The following is an 18,090-nucleotide window of genomic DNA, read 5'->3' as shown; positions in this document are numbered from 1 at the left end:
CGGCCAAATCCAGGCCCGCCGGCCGCGACACCTGCGCGCTCACGCGGCCCGAATCCACCTTCACGAGCCCGCACATGCGCGCTGCCGCCGGCCGAATCCAGCCCCTCCGGCGTTTGAGGAGCGGGGGTCCGGGGGCTGGTCCCCGGGTACGGTGCCGCACCCGCTCACGGCGGGGACTCCATCCGGCCCGGCGGGCCACCGCGAGGCCCCTCGGCCAGCTCCGCCCTGTCGGGCACCGCGAGGCCGCTCGGGCAACTCCGGCCCTGTCGGGCATCCGGGCCGCGCGGCCGAAATCCAGCCCCGCCGGCGCTTGAGGCGCGGGGGTCCGGGGGCCGGTCCCCGGCAACGGGGCCGCACGCCGGCCCGCGGCGGGCACCGCCCCGGCCCCGCCGGCGCAGCCGCCCCCAGGCCCCCGGCCCCCGGCCGGCCAAGAGCCGGCCCCCGCGCTATCGCGAGGCCCGCTCCCGCCACGGCAACTCCGCCGTGACCACGGTCCCCGCCCCCTCGGGAGACTCGACCACCAGCACGCCGTCGACCGCGTCGAGCCGCTCGCCCAGCCCCGCCAGCCCGGACCCGGCAGCCGCATCCGCCCCGCCCCGCCCGTCGTCCGACACCCGGATCAGCAGCCGCCCGTCCGCGGAGCCACCCGCCCGCCAGACCTCGACCTCCGCGCACCGCGCCCCCGGCCCCGCGTGCTTGCTCACGTTCTGCAGCAGCTCCGAGACCACGAAGTACGCGATCCCCTCGATCGCCTCCGCCGGCCGCGCCGGCAGATCCACCGACACCTTCACCGGGACCAGGCACCGCGACGCCACCGAGGACAGCGCCGCGTCCAGCCCCCGGTCGGTCAGCACCGCCGGGTGGATCCCGCGCGCCAGGTCCCGCAGCTCCTGGAGGGCGATCTTCACCTCTCCGTGCGCCTCGTCCACCATCGCCGCCGCCCCCTCGGGGTCCTCCAGCAGCTTCTCCTTCGCCAGGCCCAGCCCCATCGCCAGCGCCACCAGCCGCGCCTGCGCCCCGTCGTGCAGGTCGCGCTCGATGCGCCGCAGGTCCGCCGCCGCCGTGTCGACCACGACACCCCGGTCGGACTCCAGTTCGGCGATGCGCCGCTCCAGTTCGTCGGAGGGCGACAGCAGGCCCCGTACCATCGCCCGGTCCACGTTCGCGAGCCCCCGCACCACCCACGGCAGCACCGGCCACAGCACGAACAGCCCGGTCAGCGCCACGGTGAAGGTGACCATCGCCCACGGCAGCCGGATCAGCTCGAACAGCACGGTCCGCCACGCCACCGGGTCCTTGAGGGTCGCCCACAACCAGGGGAAGAACCCGCCGGACCGCCGCGGCCCCGGCATCGGCGTCGGCTCGTCGACCCGTACGCCCAAGAGGTCGCGGGCCCGCGCCCGTTCCAGCCGTCCCAACTGGCGAGACACGAACAGCCCGCATGCGAACAGCGGCAGACCGATCGCGGTCACCGACAGACCGCCCGCGGTCGCCACCATCGTCACCGTGTAGACGAACCCGATGAGGGCGGCCGGGAAATTGCTCAACAGGTAGGCGATTTCCTTCCACGTCACGGCATCGAAGGGTGCGCGTACGGGCGGAGGAGCGCCGTCGTCGGGGGTGTGCTTGGTCGCGGTCATGCGCCTACCCTGCCAAGCCCGCGGCCCCTCGTGCCATGGGGTAGCCGGGCCGAGGTAAACGGGGGATAACCCCACCCCGTGGAGCCCAGGCCCTAGACTCCCGTCCGTACCAGATCAACCTGATCGTCGACAGTGGCCGAGGAACGAGGAACGGACGTGCCCGAACCAACGGTATCGACCGTATCCGTGCTCGCCGCGGACTACTTCCGGACGTATTCGGTCGTCGGTCTCCTGGCCGCGCTCGGTGTGCTCTTCGTGGCGGTGGCGTTCGGCGCCAACCGCCTGCTGAGCCCGTCCGTCCCGACCCGCGAGAAGCTGCTGACCTACGAGTGCGGGGTGGACCCGGTGGGCGAGGGCTGGGCGCACACCCAGGTCCGCTACTACGTCTACGCCTTCCTCTACGTCATCTTCGCCGTCGACTCGATCTTCCTCTTCCCCTGGGCGACGGTGTTCGCCGCCGCCGGCTACGGCGCCACGACGCTGGTGGAGATGTTCATCTTCCTCGGCTTCCTGGCCGTCGGCCTGCTCTACGCGTACAAGAAGGGCGTCCTCGAATGGCTGTGACCCCGGCCGGTACTCCGGCCGTGCCGTCGGAGCCGCAGCTGCTCCCGGAGCCGAAGCGGCTGGGCGTCCTGTCCCGCCTCGCGCCCGAGCCCATGAAGGTGGTCCTCAACTGGGGCCGCCGCTACAGCCTGTGGGTCTTCAACTTCGGCCTCGCCTGCTGCGCGATCGAGTTCATCGCGGCCTCCATGGCCCGGCACGACTTCATCCGGCTCGGCGTCATCCCCTTCGCCCCCGGCCCGCGCCAGGCGGACCTCATGATCGTCTCCGGCACGGTGACGGACAAGATGGCCCCGGCGGTCAAGCGGCTGTACGAGCAGATGCCGGAGCCCAAGTACGTCATCTCCTTCGGCGCCTGCTCCAACTGCGGCGGCCCGTACTGGGACTCGTACTCGGTGACCAAGGGCGTCGACCAGATCATCCCGGTCGACGTCTACGTCCCCGGCTGCCCGCCCCGCCCCGAGGCCCTCCTCCAGGGCATCCTCAAGCTCCAGGAGAAGATCGCCCGCGAATCGCTGGCGGAGCGCTACACGAACACGCCGGCGCCGTCCGCGGCGCAGCTCACGAGCGGACTGGTGTCTCCTCCCCCTGCTCCCGGGACGAACGCGTGAACCTCTACGACTCCCTCCCCGACGCGGCGGGAACGGTCTTCGGCGAGGAAGCGGTCGCGACCCTCTCCTACTCCGTCCTCACGGTCGACGTCCCCACCGCGAGCTGGATCCCCGCGCTGGAGATCGCCCGCGACAAGCTGGGCTGCACCTACTTCGACTGGCTGAGCGCGGTCGACGAGCCGGGCACGGGCTTCCGCGTCTGCGCGCACGTCGTCTCCCTGGAGAACCACCGCGTACGCCGCCTCCTGCTGCGGACCACCGTCCCGCACTCGGCGCCCTCCCTGCCCTCGGCCGTCGCCGTGTACGCGGGCGCCGAATGGCACGAGCGCGAGACCTGGGAGATGTTCGGGGTCGCGTTCACGGACCACCCGAACCTCGTCCCGCTGCTCCTCCCCGAGAACTTCGAGGGCCACCCGCTGCGCAAGGACTTCGTCCTCGCGGCGCGGGTCGCCAAGGCCTGGCCGGGCGCGAAGGAGCCGGGCGAGGCGCACGACCCGGACGCCCCGAAGCGCCGCCAGATGCTCCCGCCGGGCGTACCCGACCCCAACGACTGGGGCCCGATGAAGGGCCAGCTCCCCCCTGCCCCCGCCCGCCCGGCCCGCACCCCCCGAGGCGCGGCGGCCGGCGCCGCGGCCGGCGACCGCCCGGCGCGCACCCCGCGCGCCGCGGCCGGAGCCCCCGGCGACCGCCCGGCGCGCACCCCGCGCGAAGCCACCCCGCCTTCGGCGGACGCCGCGGCGGAAGCCGCCCCGGCCCGCCCGGTGCGCCGCTCCCGCTCGGTAGCGGACGGCTCGGCAAGCCAGGCGGAAGCCCCGGACTCCGGAGCGACCCCGCCTTCGGCGGCTCCGGCCCGGGCGGCAGCCGCCCCGGCCGAAGCCGAAGCCACGCCGGCGGCACCTGAGACGCCCCCCGCCCCGCCCGAGACGCCCCCGGCCCGCCCGGTGCGCCGCTCCCGCTCGGTGACGGAAGGCTCCGCGAGCCAGGCGGAAGCCCCGGACTCCGGAGCGACCCCGTCGTCGGCGGACGCCCCGGCGGCTCCGGCCCGCCCGGTCCGCCGCTCCCGCTCGGTAGCGGACGGCTCGGCAAGCCAGGACGCCGCGACTCCGGCCGAAGCCGAGGCCGCGCCCGCCCCGGAACCCCAGGCCCCCGTGCGCCTGGTACGCGGCAGCGCGGACGCCCCCTGGCACAACCCGAAGCCCGCCTTCGACACCCCGGCGGCCGAACCGCCCGCTCCGGCATCTCCGGCTGACCCGGCTACCCCGGAGCCTCCGAGGGAACCGGCCCCTCCGGCCACCCCCGAAGCTCCCGCCACCCCGGCGGACCGGGCAGCTTCGGCTGCCCCCGTAGCTCCGGCCGCTCCGGCCGCAGCCCCGGCGGGCTCCGCCGAGTCCGAGCCCGAGCCCGAGTCCGAGCAGGGACCCGGGTCCAAGTCCGCCCCCAAGCCGGACCCCGCGGATCCGACCAAGGGGGACCCCACCCCCAACGACCCCACCGGAGGCGCCGCGTGAACGACGTCCTCGACGTCGCCCTGCGGCTGATCGTCGTCTTCGCCGTCTTCCTCGTGCTCCCGCTCGTCGTCGGGCAGGCCGAGCACAAGGTGATGGCTCACATGCAGGGCCGCCTCGGCCCCATGTACGCCGGCGGCTTCCACGGCTGGGCCCAGCTCGTCGCCGACGGGGTCAAGTTCGTGCAGAAGGAAGACATCGTCCCGGCCAACGCCGACCGCCGCGTCTTCCAGCTCGCCCCCGCCGTCGCGCTCCTCCCGTACCTCCTCGTCCTCCTCGCCATCCCGATCGGCCCCGGCGAGGGAGCCGTCGGCCAGGTCATCGACGCCGGGCTCTTCTTCGCGCTCGCCGTCATGGGCATCGGCGTGCTCGGCTCGCTCATGGCCGGCTGGGCCTCCGCGAACAAGTTCTCCCTCCTCGGAGGCCTCCGCACCGCCGCCCAGCTGCTCGCCTACGAGCTCCCCATGCTGCTCGCGGCGGCCTCGGTCGCCATGGCCGCCGGAACGGTGTCACTCCCCGGCATCGTCGGCGCCTTCGAGTGGTGGTGGCTGCCCTGGCAGATCGTCGGCGGGCTCGTCTTCTTCACCGCAGGCCTCGCCGAACTCCAGCGGCCCCCCTTCGACATGCCCGTCGCCGACTCCGAGATCATCTTCGGTGCGTACACCGAGTACACCGGCCTGCGCTTCGCCCTGTTCCTCCTCGCCGAGTACGCCGGCATCGTCGTCCTGTGCGCCCTGACCACCGTCCTCTTCCTCGGCGGCTGGCACGGCCCCTTCGGCGGCGACGGCTGGGCCTGGACCCTGCTCAAGATCGCCGCGCTCTCCTTCGTGGTGATCTGGCTCCGGGTCAGCTACCCCCGGCTCCGCGAGGACCAGCTGCAGAAGCTCGCCTGGACCGTACTCATCCCCCTCGCGCTCGCCCAGATCGCGCTCACCGGCATCGTGAAGGTGGCGATCCAGTAAATGCCTCCCATCCCCGGCTCAGGCCTCGCCAAGGGCCTGGCCGTCACGCTGCGCACGATGACGAAGCGCTCGCACACCGCCCAGTACCCCGAGGTACAGCCCGAACTCCCGCCGCGCTCGCGCGGGGTCATCGGCCTGTTCGAGGAGAACTGCACGGTCTGCATGCTGTGCGCGCGCGAGTGCCCCGACTGGTGCATCTACATCGACTCCCACAAGGAGACGCTCCCGGCCGCCGCCCCCGGTGGGCGTGAGCGCAGCCGCAACGTCCTCGATCGCTTCGCCATCGACTTCTCCCTCTGCATGTACTGCGGCATCTGCATCGAGGTGTGCCCCTTCGACGCACTGTTCTGGTCGCCGGAGTTCGAGTACGCCGAGACCGACATCCACGAACTGACCCACGAGCGCGACAAGCTGCGCGAGTGGATGTGGACCGTCCCGGCCCCGCCCGCCCTGGACCCGGCCGCCGAGGAGCCCAAGGAGATCGCGGCCGCCCGCAAGGCCGTGGAGAAGGCGGAGACCGCTGCCGCGGCAGCCGCTGCCGCGGCAGCCGCCGCCGCGGCCGCGGCCGCCGCCGAGGCGAACCCCGATACCACGCCCCCGGCCCCGGCCCCGGAAGGAGACGCGTGATCACCGCAGCCGCCCAAGGCAACGGCTTCCTCTCCCCGACCGGCGTCGAGATCGCCTTCGTCCTCGTCGGCCTCGCCACCCTCGGCGCGGCCGCCGTCACGGTCACCACCAAGCAGCTCGTGCACGCCGCCCTGTGGCTGGTCGTCGCCCTCGGCGGGATCGCCGTCGAGTACCTGCTGCTGACCGCCGAGTTCATCGCCTGGGTCCAGGTACTGATCTACCTCGGTTCCGTGGTCGTCCTCCTCCTCTTCGGGCTGATGCTCACCAAGGCCCCCATCGGCCGCTCGCCGGACGCCGACTCCGGCAACCGTCCGGTCGCGCTCGGCGTCGCCCTCGTCGCTGCCGCCGCGCTCGTCTGGGTGGTCGTCGACGCCTTCCGCACCACCTGGATCGACCTCGACGGCCCCGCCCAGGGTTCCACCAAGGTTTCCGGAGAGATCCTCTTCCGGCACTGGGTGCTGCCGTTCGAGGCGCTCTCCGTCCTCCTCCTCGCGGCCCTGATCGGCGCCATCGTGCTGTCCCGCAAGGAACCCGCCGAGAGCGCCGACACCGCGCCCGCCACCGACAAGAAGGGGCAGCGCTGATGCACCTCGCCTACCCCGCCGTGCTGGCGGCGCTCCTCTTCTGCACGGGCCTGTACGGAGTGCTCGCCCGCCGCAACGCCATCCTGGTCCTGATGTCCGTCGAGCTGATGCTCAACGCCGTCAACCTCAACCTGGTGGCCTTCGACGTCTGGCTGCGCGACAGCCTGCACGCGGGCCAGGCCCTGACCCTCTTCACCATCGCCATCGCCGCCGCCGAGATCGGCATCGGCCTCGCGATCGTGCTGATGGTCTACCGCAACCGGGGCACCGCGGACGTCGACCGACTGCGTGACACCGCCGAGGGCCACGAGCAGGACGGCAGGACCCCAACAAGCGCGGACAGCGCCGACAGCGCGAACCCTGCGACCGGAGCCGCCGCGTGAGCACCCCGACCCTCGCCGTACTGGTCCCCCTCCTGCCCTTCCTGGGCGCGCTGGCGGGACTGCTGCTCGGCCGCACCGCCCCCGGCTTCGTCAAGCCGCTCGCCGTCCTGCCGACGCTGGCCGCCGGCGTCCTCGCGGTCCTGGTCGCCTTCCGCCAGGGCGGCGGCAAGGCGATCGACACGGCGACCGAGCTGACCCCGACCGGCTCGGTACCCATCGAGCTCTCGCTCCACCTGGACGGCTTCGCCGTCATGGTGGCCGTCCTCGTCGGCCTCGTCGCCACCTGCGTGCAGATCTACTCGACGGCGTACCTGCGCGAGGACCCGCGCTACCCGTCCTACGCCGCTCTGGTCTCACTGTTCACCTCCGCCATGCTGCTCGTCGTCTACTCCGGCGACCTGATGGTGCTGCTGGTCGGCTGGGAGATCATGGGCATCTGCTCGTACTTCCTGGTCGGCCACTACTGGGAGACCGAGGCGGCCCGATCCGCCTCCCTGAAGGCCTTCCTCGTCACCAAGCTGGGCGACGTCCCCTTCCTCATCGGCCTGTTCGCGCTCGCCACCGACGCCGGGTCCTTCCGGATCACCAAGATCCTGGGCACCGTCGCCGCGGGCGGACTCGACCACCCGACGCTCATCGCGCTCCTCCTGCTGGCCGGAGTCGCGGGCAAGTCCGCGCAGTTCCCGCTGCACACCTGGCTTCCGGACGCCATGGCGGGCCCCACCCCGGTCTCCGCACTGATCCACGCCGCGACGATGGTCGCCGCCGGTGTCTACTTCGTCGCGCGCCTCCTCCCCGTCTTCGCGGCCTCCCGGGCCGCGCTGGTGGTCCTGGCCGTCATGGCGGCCGTCACGATGGTCGGCTCCGCCCTCGCCGCCCTGGCCCAGGACGACATCAAGCGGGTGCTCGCCTACTCCACGATCGGCCAGCTCGGCTACATGACCGGGGCCCTGGCCGTCGGCGACCGCGCCGCCGCCGTCTTCCACCTCCTGTCGCACGGCGCCTTCAAGGCGCTCCTGTTCCTCGGCGCCGGCGTGATCATCCATGCCGCGGGGACGAACTCCCTGGCCGCCATGTCCCGCATGGACGGCCTGGCCAAGCGCATCCCCGACGCCTTCTGGACGATGACGATCGCGCTCCTCGCGCTCGCCGCCTTCCCGCCCTTCGCCGGCTTCTTCTCCAAGGAAGCCGTCCTCGTCGCCGCCGAGCACACCGCCGGCGGCCACTCGGAGCTCGCCCCGAGCGCGGCCGGCTGGCTGGTCCTCGTCGCCGGCGTGCTGACCGCCCTGCTCACCGCCGCCTACGCCACCCGGCTGTGGCTGATGGCCTTCCGCGGCCGGGGAGCCGCGGCCCCCGACCACGGCAAGGAGCCCGTCGCCATGACCGGCGTGCTGTGGCTGCTGGCCGTCCCGTCCGTGGGCTTCGGCCTGCTGGCCGGGCCCCTCTCCGACTTCTTCGACGGCCGCGAGCTCACCCCGTCGCTGACGACCTCGGTCCTCGGCACGGGCGCCGCCGCCGTCGGCGCGGTGCTCACCTACGCCCTGTGGCAACGAGCCCAGGCCCAGGCCGCCACCCAGGCCCAGGCCGCCCAGGCCCCGTCCGGAGCAGGCTCCGCCGCGGTGCCCGCCACCGCCGCGGTGCCCGCGTCCGTCGCCGCCGCCGAGTCCGCCGCGGAGAGCCCCGAAGTCGCCGAGGTCACCCACGACCACCCGGTCGTCTCCACGGCCCCCGCCGCCGACCCCGGCCGCGCCCTGCTCGGCCCGCTGCACCGGCACGCCGCCGTCGGCTTCCACCTCGACGCCGTCTACGACCGCCTGTTCGTCCGCCCCGTCCGAGCCGCCGCAGCCCTCGTACGCTTCCTCGACCGCGAGGTCGTGGACTCGTACGTCCGTGGCGCCGGCCTCGGCCCCCGGCTGCTCGGCGGCCTCGTACGCCGCGCCCAGACCGGCAACGTGCAGAGCTACCTGAGCGCTCTGCTCGCCGGCGCCGTGGTCCTGGCGATCGCCACCGCCGTCCTCGCCAACGTCAACGCCGGATCGTGAGCCGTGAGTCAGCCGTGATTGATATCAGCCCGTCCGTGATGCAGTTCCTTCTGGCGTTCGTCGTGGCCGGCCCGCTCGTCGGCGCCGTCGCCGCCCTCCTGCCGGCCCCGCCCGGACTGAAGGGCAAGAGCCCCGAACAGGCCGTACTGCGCCACGGCGTGACCGTGACCGGTGCCATCCTCGCCGCGGCGATCGTCCTCGCCGTGGGCTTCGACCACGACGCCCCGTCCCGCTTCCAGGCGACGACGGACATCAGCTGGATCCAGGCCCTGAACGTCCGGATCCACCTCGGCATCGACGGCATCTCGCTCCCCCTCCTCCTGATGACCGCGCTGCTGTTCTTCCTCTGCGCGCTCTACAGCTACTTCAAGCTCCCCGCGGGCCCCTCCGCGAAGGCCTTCGTCGCCCTGCTCCTGGTCCTGGAGTCCGGCACCCTCGCCACCTTCGCCGTCCTCGACCTGCTGCTGTTCTTCCTCGCCTTCGAGATGGTCCTCATCCCGATGTACTTCCTCATCGCCCGCTGGGGCGGTGCTCAGCGGCAGGCGGCCGCCTGGAAGTTCATCCTCTACACCCTCCTCGGCTCCGTGGTGATGCTGCTCGGTCTGCTGCTGATCGGGCTGAACAGCGGCACCTTCGACATGGTGGCACTCGCCTCCGACAACGGCCGCGAACTGTCCCACACCACCCAGGTCCTGGCCGTTCTCGCCATCGGGATCGGCCTCGCCGTGAAGACCCCGATGTGGCCTCTGCACAGCTGGCTGCCGGACGCCCACACGGCCGCCCCCACCGTCGGTTCCGTCCTCCTCGCGGGCGTCCTGCTGAAGATGGGCACCTACGGGTTCGTCCGGATCCTGCTGCCCGCCACCCCCGACGGCATGGCGACCTTCGCCCCGTACCTGGGCGCCTTCGCCGCCGTCGGCATCGTCTACGGGTCCCTGGCCTGCCTCGCCCTCGCCCGCAAGGGCAACAAGGGCGACCTCAAGCGCCTCATCGCGTATTCCTCCGTCGGCCACATGGGCTTCGTCCTCCTCGGCATCGCGTCCATGACCCCCACCGGCGTGAACGGCGCGCTGTTCGCCAACGTCGCGCACGGTCTGATCACCGGCCTTCTCTTCTTTCTTGTCGGTTCGCTCAAAGACCGTTACAACACGGCCGATCTCGACACCCTCGCCGGAGCCACCGGAGCGGCCCTCTACGGCCGCGCCCCCCGCTTCGGAGCGCTCCTCGCCTTCGCCGCCATCGCCTCGCTCGGCCTCCCCGGCCTGGCCGGATTCTGGGGCGAGATGCTGGCGCTCTTCGGCGCGTTCGACCCCGCCGAGGGCCTGCCGCGGCCCGCGTTCCTCACGTACATGGCGTTCGGCGCGTTCGGCACCCTGCTCACCGCCGCCTATCTTCTGATCGTCGTACGGCGGGTGTGCATGGGCGACCCGAAGGCCGCGCGCGAGAACGCCGCCGCCCCGGTGGTCCTCGCGGACATCCAGCGCTACGAGTACGCCGCCTGGAGCCCGCTCGTCGCCCTCACCCTCCTCGCAGGCCTGTGGCCCGCGGTCCTCCTCGGCCTCACCGACCCGGCCGTCCAGAAGCTCCTCGCGGGAGGGAACTCATGACGGTCCTTCAGCCCTTCGCCCAGCCCTTCGCCCAGCCGCTCGTCCAGCCGCTCGTCATCGCCGCGGCCGACGCCGACGCCCCGAACCTGGTCCAGTCCGTCGACTGGCTCGCCATCGCGCCGGTCGTCATCACCGCCGCCGTGGGCCTCCTCGTACTGGTCCTCGACCTCTTCGTACCGGAGCGCCGCAAGCCCCTGCTCGGCTGGATCTCCGTGGCCGGGCTGGCCGCCGCGACCGCCACCCTGCTGCCGCTGCGCGCCGGTGACCGCACCACCTTCTGCCTCACCGGACCCGGTACGGCCGACCCCGCCGCCTGCAGCTACGCCGCCGACCACTTCGCGCTCGTCGTGCAGTTCCTCGTCCTGGGCGGCGCCCTGGTCACCGCGCTGCTGTCGGTCACCGCCGTCCGCGAGGCGCGCATGCCGGCCGGCGAGTACTGGTTCCTGTTGCTCTCCTCCGCCGCCGGCGCGGCCCTGCTGCCGGCCTCCCGCGACCTCGCCACCCTGATCGTCGCCCTCGAAGTCGCCTCGCTGCCCGCCTTCGCCCTCGTCGGCATGCGCCGCGGCGACCGGCTCTCCTCCGAGGCCGCCCTCAAGTTCTTCCTGTCCTCCGTCACGGCCACCGCCGTGTCCCTGATGGGCGTCAGCTTCGTCTACGCCGCCACCGGCTCCCTGCACCTGACCCAGGTCGCCGACCGGCTCGGGAACGTCCCCGGGCAGCTCGACACCCTCGCCATGGCAGGCGTCGCGCTCACCCTGGTCGGCTTCGCCTTCAAGACGGCCGCCGTCCCCTTCCACTTCTGGGTCCCGGACACCTACGTCGGCGCCCCGCTGCCCGTCGCCGGGTACCTGTCGGTCATCGGCAAGGCCGTCGGCTTCACCGGCCTCATCCTCGTCACCGTGATCGCCTTCCCCGCGTACTCCGACGTCTGGGGCCCGGCCCTGGCCGTCCTCGCCGCGCTCACCATGACCCTCGGCAACGCGGCGGCCCTGCGCCAGTCCGCGGACCGGCCGGGCGGCGCCGTACGGCTGCTCGCCTGGTCCTCCGTGGGCCAGGCCGGCTACCTGCTGGTCCCGATCGCGGCCGCCGCCTACGCGGGCCGCGACCAGATCGGCTCCACGGTCGCCTACGCCCTCATGTACGCCGCCGTGAACCTCGGCGCCTTCGCCGTGGCCGCCCTGGTGGCCCGTACGAAGCCGCTGCACCGGCTCTCCGACTACCGGGGGCTCTACGCCGAGAGCCCGCTCGCCGCCCTCGCGATGGCCTTCTTCCTGCTCTGCCTGGCCGGTCTGCCGCCGGGCATCATCGGGCTCTTCGCGAAGGTCACCGTCTTCCGCTCGGCGGTCGACGCGGGGCTGGGCTGGCTCGCCGTGGTCATGGCCGTCAACGTCGTCGTCGCGCTGTACTACTACCTGCGCTGGACCGCCCTGCTCTTCCGGGGCCCCGACGCGGACACGGCGCAGGAGGGCGCTCAGGAGGGCGCACAAGGGGGCGCGCAGCCCCGTACGGCCACCCCCTGGCCGGTCACGGCCGCCATCGTGCTCACCGCCGCCACCGCCCTGGTCCTCTCGGGTGCCCCGCAGCTCGTCCTGCGCTTCGCAACGGGCAGCCTCTTCCACCTGTAGACCCCGCCGACGGCGGGCCGCCGGAGCCGCGCCCGAGCCCCCTCGGAGCCCCGCCGGGCCCGGTCGGAGCCGTGCCCGGCCCCGCGCCCGTAACCCGTACGGCCTAATCCCCACCACGCCCGCCACAGCCCCGCCCCCCGGCCGACCGGGGCGGCGGGCACGGGCGCGCCCGGGGAACCTGCCGCCCTCACCTCGCGTTGACCAGGAAGGAAGGGTCCACTGGACCGTAGGCCCTACCGATCCCCAGATCCTGGACGGGTCCCCCTGCCGCACCACTTGGAGGGCGCACCGTGCACCGCCGGCACAACGGGCTGAAGACCGCCGTACTCCTCGGTGGTCTGTCGGCCCTCATCATCCTCATCGGAAGCTTCTTCGGCCGCGGGGGCCTGATCGTCGCCGTCCTCGTGGCCCTCGGCACCAACGCGTACGCCTACTGGAACAGCGACAAGCTCGCCCTGCGCGCGATGCGGGCCCGCCCCGTCAGCGAGTTCGAGGCACCCGAGCTCTACCGCATGGTGCGCGAGCTCTCCACATCCGCGCGCCAGCCCATGCCCCGCCTCTACATCTCCCCGACCGAGGCCCCCAACGCCTTCGCCACCGGCCGCAACCCGCGCAACGCCGCGGTCTGCTGCACCGAGGGCATCCTGCGGATACTCGACGAGCGCGAGCTGCGCGGGGTCATCGGGCACGAGCTCAGCCACGTCTACAACCGCGACATCCTGATCTCGTCCGTCGCGGGCGCACTCGCCTCCGTGATCATGTTCCTGGTCAACTTCGCCTGGCTGATCCCCATCGGCCGCTCCAACGACGACGAGGGGCCGGGCCTCTTCGGCATGCTGCTGATCATGATCCTGGGGCCGCTGGCGGCCTCCGTGATCCAGCTCGCCATCAGCCGCTCGCGCGAGTACGAGGCGGACGCCTCCGGAGCCCAGCTCACCGGTGACCCGCTCGCCCTCGCCAGCGCCCTGCGCAAGCTGGACGCGGGCACCAAGCAGCTCCCGCTGCCGGCCGAGCCGCGGCTGGAGACCGCGAGCCACATGATGATCGCCAATCCCTTCCGTCCCGGCGAAGGATTGTCCAAGATGTTCTCTACGCACCCCCCGATGGCCGAGCGCATCGCCCGGCTCGAACAGATGGCAGGACGCAGCCAGTGAAGACCATCCTGAACGTCATTTGGCTCGTCCTCAGCGGAGTCTGGCTCTTCCTGGGCTACTGCCTGGCGGGCGTCATCCTCTGCATCACCATCATCGGAATCCCCTTCGGCATAGCCTCGTTCCGCATCGCTGTGTACGCCCTGTGGCCCTTCGGGTACACCGCCGTAGAGCGGCGTGACGCGGGCGCCGCGTCCTGCGTCGGAAACGTGCTGTGGCTGGTCCTGGCCGGCTGGTGGCTGGCCCTCGGCCACATCGTCACCGGCATCGCGCTGTGCCTCACGATCATCGGCATCCCGTTCGGCATCGCGAACTTCAAGATGGTTCCGCTCTCCCTGCTCCCGCTGGGCCGCGAGATCGTCCCCACGGACGCCCCGTTCGCCTCGCGCTGACCCGCGCTGGTCCAGGAACCGGTTCATCCGCTCGTATTAAGGTTCCGGGTTGCGGACGAGTGGCGCGGACGAGCGGCACGCACAACGGGCAGGGAAGAACCGATGTCGACTGAGCCCTCTGAGCCCTCTGAGCCCTCTGAGCCCTCCGGGCATTCCGAGCCCTCCGAGTTCTCCGAGCACCCCATGACCCTCTCGGTGGTCGTGCCGATGTTCAACGAGGAGGACGCGCTGCCGGCCCTGGTCGGCAGGTTGCGCCCGGTGCTCGACGCCATGGCCGTCCGCTACGAGGTCGTCGCCGTCGACGACGGCAGCAAGGACCGCACCGCGGAGCTGCTCACCGACTTCCAGGCCAAATGGCCCGAGCTGCGCGTCGTTCGGCTGCGCGGGAACTCCGGCCACCAGGCCGCCCTCACCGCGGGCCTGCACGGCGCCTCGGGCGCGTACGTGGCCAGCATCGACGCGGACCTCCAGGACCCGCCGGAGAAGATCCCGGAGATGCTCGACCTGGCCCGCGCGGACGGCCTCGACATCGTCTACGGGGTCCGGGCGGACCGGAGCACGGACACCGGGTTCAAGCGGCACACGGCCGGCGCGTACTACTGGCTGGTGCGCCGCCTGGTCGGCAAGCAGGTGCCCGCGCAGGCGGGCGACTTCCGGCTGCTCAGCCGCGCGGCGGTCGACGCGGTCAAGGCGATGCCCGACCAGCACCAGGTGTACCGCCTGCTCGTGCCGTGGCTCGGCTTCCCCAGCGGTCAGGTCACCTACCAGCGCGAGGAGCGGGTGGCGGGCGAGACCAAGTACCCGCTGAGCAAGATGCTCCGGCTCGGCGTCGACAGCGTCATCAACTTCTCCGCCGCCCCGCTGCGCCTGGCGACCTGGCTGGGCGTGGCCAGCTTCTTCGGCTGCCTGCTGATGGTGGGGGCCACCCTGGCGATCTACCTGAAGGGCGAGACCGTCCCCGGCTGGACCTCGCTGTTCATCGTGATGCTGTTCCTCGGCGGAGTGCAGCTGATCTGCGTCGGCCTGCTCGGTGAGTACATCGGCCGCATCTACACGGCGGTGCAGCGCCGACCCACATTTTTCGTCGGGTACGACTCGCACGCCCCGGCGCCGAACGCGGAGCGCGAAGCGGACTGAGAGCCCGGCCGTTGCTGCTGAAACCGCAGGTCAGGGCGATTGTCAGTGGGGGATGTCACTCTGTGTGCATGAATAACACCGAGCAGTTGCCGAAGAGGGTCGCCGGCCGCGCGCGCAGTTCCCGTCAGGGGCGGTACGAGGCCACCAGCACCCCGACCGCGCCCCTTCCGGCGCCCCTGTCCCGCGCGGAGCCGCACCGGGCCGAAGCCGCCCCGGGCTTCGCCCCGCCACCCCTTCTTGCGGCCCTCCGCACCCGTGTGGCGGACGGCGGCTTCGGCCCGGAGGGCGGCCCGCTACCCCTGGAGCGCGCCCTCTGCGAGTACACCGCGAGGCGCCCCTCGGCCCGGCGCCGGCCTGGGGGAGTCCCGCCCATAGCCGACTTCGGATGCGCCCTGCGCGCCCGCGCGGACTGCCACTCGGAAGGCTTCAGAGCCCGGGTGTGAGCCGCCGGCGCACACCGTAGACCAGCGCGCCCAGTGCCAGCACCGAGGCCCCCGTGACCGTCGACGCGGCGGGCAGTGAACAGGCCAGCACCACACAGCCGGACAGTCCCACCGCTGCCACGGCCCGGTCCTTGACACCTGAATCGAGCGTCCACGCGGAGGCGTTCGCGATCGCGTAATAGGCGAGCACGCCGAAGGAAGAGAAGCCGATCGCGCCCCGCAGATCGGTGGTGGCCGCGAGCACCGCCACCACCGCTCCCACCGCGAGCTCGGCGTGGTGCGGCACCTGATGCCGTGGATGTACGGCGGCCAGCGCGCGCGGCAGATGGCCGTCCCGCGCCATCGCCAGGGTGGTCCGCGACACCCCGAGTACGAGCGCCAGCAGCGAGCCCAGCGCCGCCAGGGCCGCCCCCACCCGGACGACGGGAGTCAGCCCGGGCCACCCGGCCGCGCGCACGGCGTCGGCCAGCGGGGCCACCGAGCGCCCCAGACCGTCGGCGCCGAGCACCGACAGCGCCGCCACCGAGACCGCGGCGTAGACGAACAGGGCGATCCCCAGGGCGAGGGGGACCGCCCGCGGGATCGTGCGCTCCGGGTCGCGCACCTCCTCGCCCAAGGTGGTGATCCGGGCGTAGCCCGCGAAGGCGAAGAACAGCAGCCCGGCGCCCTGGAGCAGCCCGGCCGCCGCCCAGTCCGAGCCGCCGAGACGGCCGGCGTCGGCCGCGCCGGAGGACAGGCACGCCACGACGACCCCGGCCAGGACGGCCAGCACCGCCGCCACGATCACCCGCGCGATCCGGGCGGACTTCTGCACCCCGCCGTAGCTCGCCGCGGTCAGTGCCACCACCGCAGCCACGGCCACCGCGTGCTGCCGCCCGGGCCATACGTAGGCCCCAACCGTGAGGGCCATGGCCGCACAGGAGGCCGTCTTGCCGACGACGAAGCCCCAGCCGGCCAGATAGCCCCAGAAGGGCCCGAGCCGTTCGCGCCCGTACACGTAGGTGCCGCCCGAGGAGGGGTAACGGGCGGCCAGCCGAGCCGAGGAGTGCGCGTTGCAGTAAGCCACCAGGGCCGCGATCGCGAGCGCCACGAGGAGCGCCCCGCCGGCCGCGCGCGCCGCCGGGGCCAGCGCGGCGAAGATCCCGGCGCCGATCATCGCGCCGAGCCCCACGACGACGGCGTCGAAGACTCCCAGGGTGCGCTTCATCTCGTTGTTCAAGGCGTTCACGGCCGGAGGGTACCCGGGCCGGGTGACGCGACCGTGCGGGTCCGAGACAGGGCGTCTCTTTCGGATCTTGGCGGCCGAGTTCGCGGTGCCGGGCGTCGCGGGCCCGGCAAGATCCGAAACAGGCGGCCTAGGTGACGCCTTCCCGGCCGGGGACCGGCGTGCGGCTGCGTTCCCAGCCCTCCAGGGCGGTCAGGCACGCGTGGTCGAGATGGCGCAGCCCGCTCAGGTCGAGGCGGACGGCTCCGCCGCGGGGCAGCGCTTCCAGCTCGTCGAGTAGTTTGGGCAGCCGCAGGAAGCTGGCGTTCCCCAGGATCCGCACGCGCAGTTCGTCGCCCTCCCACACCGGCTCGATGTGCACGTGCGAGGTCTCCCAGGCCGCCTTGGCGACGGCGAGCCCCAGGCCGGCGAGCACCCCCTCGAAGAGGTTCGTGGCCACGATCGCCGAGGCCGTCGCCACCAGGACGACCGCCTCGCCCCGGTGCGAGCGCCACAGGGCGGCCACGGCCCGCACCGGCAGCAGCTTCCAGCCGGCGTGCAGCAGTACCCCGGCCAGCGCGGCGAGCGGGACGGACTCCAGCAGTCCGGGGACGGCCACGGCGAACAGCAGCAGCCAGCCGCCGTGCAGGATCCGGGAGGCCCGAGTGCGGGCGCCGGCCTCGACGTTGGCGGCGCTGCGGACGATGACGGCGGTCATCGGCAGAGCCCCGAGCAGCCCGCAGAGGGTGTTCCCGACGCCCTGGGCGACGAGTTCGCGGTCGTAGTCGGTCCGGGCCCCGTCGTGCATGCGGTCCACGGCCGCCGCACTGAACAGCGTCTCGGCGGAGGCGATCAGCGCGAGCGCCACCACGGTCCCGACGGCCCCCACGGAGGCCAGCACCCCGAAGTCCTCCCAGCCGGGCGGCGTCACGGCCGACAGGACGCCCGTGACCCGGACCCGCTCCACGGGGAGCCGCAGCAGCACGGCCACGGCGGTCGCGGCCGCGACCCCGACGAGCGCCCCCGGAACGAGCCGCAGCCGGTCGGGCATCCGCCGCCAGGCCACCAGGACCGCGACGGTCCCGGCCCCGAGCGCCACTGCGGTCCAGTCGGCGCGCCCGCCGAGCTCCAGCGCCCCGGCCAGCTTCTCCAGGGTCCGCCCCGGGGCCTCCACACCGGCCAGGGCGTACAGCTGACCGGCGATCAGCACGAGCCCGATCCCGGCCAGCATCCCGTGCACGACGGCCACGGAGATCGCCCGGAACCACCGTCCGAGCCGCAGCACCCCCATGGCCAGCTGCACCAGGCCGGCGGCCAGGACGAGTACGCCGAGCGCGGGCAGCCCGTACGTCCGCACGGCTTCGTAGACGAGCACGGTGAGCCCGGCTGCCGGGCCGCTCACCTGGAGGGAGCTTCCCCGGAACCAGCCGGTGACCAGCCCGCCCACCACCCCGGTGAGGATCCCGAGTTCGGCCGGCACTCCGGAGGCGACGGCCACTCCGACGCAGAGCGGTAGCGCGACCAGGGCGACCACCAGGGACGCCCCGAAGTCTTCACGTAACGTGCCGGCCCCAGGCATACGGGAACCCCCTGTCGAGGCGGTGACGGACACCCCT

At 73.0% G+C, this 18,090-nt stretch carries 17 protein-coding genes; 14 read left to right on the top strand and 3 right to left on the bottom strand.

Annotation, left to right across the window (positions count from 1 at the left end):
* Positions 1 to 446: 446 nt before the first annotated feature.
* On the bottom strand, positions 447 to 1,640 hold the full coding sequence (locus OG730_RS17620) for a sensor histidine kinase (protein WP_327305126.1): 1,194 nt from the start codon (positions 1,638 to 1,640) through the stop codon (positions 447 to 449).
* 156 nt (positions 1,641 to 1,796) lie between these two features.
* Between OG730_RS17620 and OG730_RS17615 the strand changes: the two genes are divergently transcribed.
* The 14 genes from OG730_RS17615 to OG730_RS17550 all read left to right on the top strand — a co-directional run bounded on the left by OG730_RS17615 (position 1,797) and on the right by OG730_RS17550 (position 15,270).
* Positions 1,797 to 2,204: an NADH-quinone oxidoreductase subunit A gene (locus tag OG730_RS17615; RefSeq protein ID WP_250740903.1), complete on the top strand. Its 408-nt coding sequence runs from the start codon at positions 1,797 to 1,799 to the stop codon at positions 2,202 to 2,204.
* A complete protein-coding gene (locus OG730_RS17610; protein WP_327305125.1) occupies positions 2,195 to 2,812 on the top strand; it encodes an NADH-quinone oxidoreductase subunit B in 618 nt (205 codons plus the stop codon). The genes OG730_RS17615 and OG730_RS17610 overlap by 10 nt, the downstream gene beginning before the upstream one ends.
* Complete coding sequence (locus OG730_RS17605) at positions 2,809 to 4,320, top strand: NADH-quinone oxidoreductase subunit C (protein WP_327305124.1); 1,512 nt, start codon at positions 2,809 to 2,811, stop codon at positions 4,318 to 4,320. Before OG730_RS17610 ends, OG730_RS17605 begins: the two co-directional genes overlap by 4 nt.
* Positions 4,317 to 5,279, top strand: a complete 963-nt coding sequence (locus OG730_RS17600) for a complex I subunit 1/NuoH family protein (protein ID WP_327305123.1) — start codon at positions 4,317 to 4,319, stop codon at positions 5,277 to 5,279. The genes OG730_RS17605 and OG730_RS17600 overlap by 4 nt, the downstream gene beginning before the upstream one ends.
* Positions 5,280 to 5,906 carry a NuoI/complex I 23 kDa subunit family protein gene (locus tag OG730_RS17595; RefSeq protein ID WP_327305122.1) on the top strand — a complete coding sequence of 209 codons (627 nt, stop codon included), beginning with the start codon at positions 5,280 to 5,282 and terminating at the stop codon, positions 5,904 to 5,906.
* Positions 5,903 to 6,490 carry an NADH-quinone oxidoreductase subunit J family protein gene (locus OG730_RS17590; RefSeq protein WP_327305121.1) on the top strand — a complete coding sequence of 196 codons (588 nt, stop codon included), beginning with the start codon at positions 5,903 to 5,905 and terminating at the stop codon, positions 6,488 to 6,490. The genes OG730_RS17595 and OG730_RS17590 overlap by 4 nt, the downstream gene beginning before the upstream one ends.
* On the top strand, positions 6,490 to 6,873 hold the full coding sequence (nuoK, locus tag OG730_RS17585) for an NADH-quinone oxidoreductase subunit NuoK (RefSeq protein ID WP_327305120.1): 384 nt from the start codon (positions 6,490 to 6,492) through the stop codon (positions 6,871 to 6,873). Before OG730_RS17590 ends, nuoK begins: the two co-directional genes overlap by 1 nt.
* Positions 6,870 to 8,915 carry an NADH-quinone oxidoreductase subunit 5 family protein gene (locus tag OG730_RS17580; RefSeq protein WP_327305119.1) on the top strand — a complete coding sequence of 682 codons (2,046 nt, stop codon included), beginning with the start codon at positions 6,870 to 6,872 and terminating at the stop codon, positions 8,913 to 8,915. Before nuoK ends, OG730_RS17580 begins: the two co-directional genes overlap by 4 nt.
* Positions 8,916 to 8,953: 38 nt before the next feature.
* Positions 8,954 to 10,522 (top strand): complex I subunit 4 family protein, encoded by a 1,569-nt coding sequence (locus OG730_RS17575; protein WP_327309308.1) that lies wholly within the window; start codon positions 8,954 to 8,956, stop codon positions 10,520 to 10,522.
* A complete protein-coding gene (locus tag OG730_RS17570; protein ID WP_327305118.1) occupies positions 10,519 to 12,147 on the top strand; it encodes an NADH-quinone oxidoreductase subunit N in 1,629 nt (542 codons plus the stop codon). The genes OG730_RS17575 and OG730_RS17570 overlap by 4 nt, the downstream gene beginning before the upstream one ends.
* A gap of 290 nt (positions 12,148 to 12,437) precedes the next feature.
* Positions 12,438 to 13,301, top strand: a complete 864-nt coding sequence (gene htpX, locus OG730_RS17565; RefSeq protein ID WP_250740894.1) for a zinc metalloprotease HtpX — start codon at positions 12,438 to 12,440, stop codon at positions 13,299 to 13,301.
* A complete protein-coding gene (locus OG730_RS17560) occupies positions 13,298 to 13,690 on the top strand; it encodes a YccF domain-containing protein (RefSeq protein ID WP_327305117.1) in 393 nt (130 codons plus the stop codon). The genes htpX and OG730_RS17560 overlap by 4 nt, the downstream gene beginning before the upstream one ends.
* 183 nt (positions 13,691 to 13,873) lie before the next feature.
* A complete protein-coding gene (locus OG730_RS17555; RefSeq protein ID WP_327309307.1) occupies positions 13,874 to 14,827 on the top strand; it encodes a glycosyltransferase family 2 protein in 954 nt (317 codons plus the stop codon).
* Positions 14,828 to 14,895: 68 nt separating this feature from the next.
* Positions 14,896 to 15,270 (top strand): hypothetical protein, encoded by a 375-nt coding sequence (locus tag OG730_RS17550; protein ID WP_327305116.1) that lies wholly within the window; start codon positions 14,896 to 14,898, stop codon positions 15,268 to 15,270.
* On the opposite strand, the gene OG730_RS17545 is transcribed toward OG730_RS17550, so the two are convergent.
* A complete protein-coding gene (locus tag OG730_RS17545) occupies positions 15,254 to 16,477 on the bottom strand; it encodes an APC family permease (RefSeq protein WP_327309306.1) in 1,224 nt (407 codons plus the stop codon). The genes OG730_RS17550 and OG730_RS17545 overlap by 17 nt on opposite strands.
* Positions 16,478 to 16,625: 148 nt before the next feature.
* Positions 16,626 to 18,053, bottom strand: coding sequence for a SulP family inorganic anion transporter (locus OG730_RS17540; RefSeq protein ID WP_327305115.1), 1,428 nt, complete (start codon positions 18,051 to 18,053; stop codon positions 16,626 to 16,628).
* Positions 18,054 to 18,090: the final 37 nt, after the last annotated feature.

The sequence above is a fragment of the Streptomyces sp. NBC_01298 genome (genome assembly GCF_035978755.1).
Classification (GTDB): Bacteria; Actinomycetota; Actinomycetes; order Streptomycetales; family Streptomycetaceae; genus Streptomyces.
The sequence above is the reverse complement of the archived record's forward strand: the minus strand, read 5'-3'. Positions and strand labels throughout refer to the sequence as shown.

Excerpts from the sequence above, each read along its gene's own strand:
- OG730_RS17620 (WP_327305126.1), bottom strand. The coding sequence starts at position 1,640 with ATGACCGCGACCAAGCACACCCCCGACGACGGCGCTCCTCCGCCCGTA.
- OG730_RS17610 (WP_327305125.1), top strand. The coding sequence starts at position 2,195 with ATGGCTGTGACCCCGGCCGGTACTCCGGCCGTGCCGTCGGAGCCGCAG.
- OG730_RS17595 (WP_327305122.1), top strand. The coding sequence starts at position 5,280 with ATGCCTCCCATCCCCGGCTCAGGCCTCGCCAAGGGCCTGGCCGTCACG.
- nuoK (WP_327305120.1), top strand. The coding sequence starts at position 6,490 with ATGCACCTCGCCTACCCCGCCGTGCTGGCGGCGCTCCTCTTCTGCACG.
- OG730_RS17575 (WP_327309308.1), top strand. The coding sequence starts at position 8,954 with ATGCAGTTCCTTCTGGCGTTCGTCGTGGCCGGCCCGCTCGTCGGCGCC.
- OG730_RS17570 (WP_327305118.1), top strand. The coding sequence starts at position 10,519 with ATGACGGTCCTTCAGCCCTTCGCCCAGCCCTTCGCCCAGCCGCTCGTC.
- OG730_RS17555 (WP_327309307.1), top strand. The coding sequence starts at position 13,874 with ATGACCCTCTCGGTGGTCGTGCCGATGTTCAACGAGGAGGACGCGCTG.
- OG730_RS17550 (WP_327305116.1), top strand. The coding sequence starts at position 14,896 with ATGAATAACACCGAGCAGTTGCCGAAGAGGGTCGCCGGCCGCGCGCGC.
- OG730_RS17545 (WP_327309306.1), bottom strand. The coding sequence starts at position 16,477 with ATGAAGCGCACCCTGGGAGTCTTCGACGCCGTCGTCGTGGGGCTCGGC.
- OG730_RS17540 (WP_327305115.1), bottom strand. The coding sequence starts at position 18,053 with ATGCCTGGGGCCGGCACGTTACGTGAAGACTTCGGGGCGTCCCTGGTG.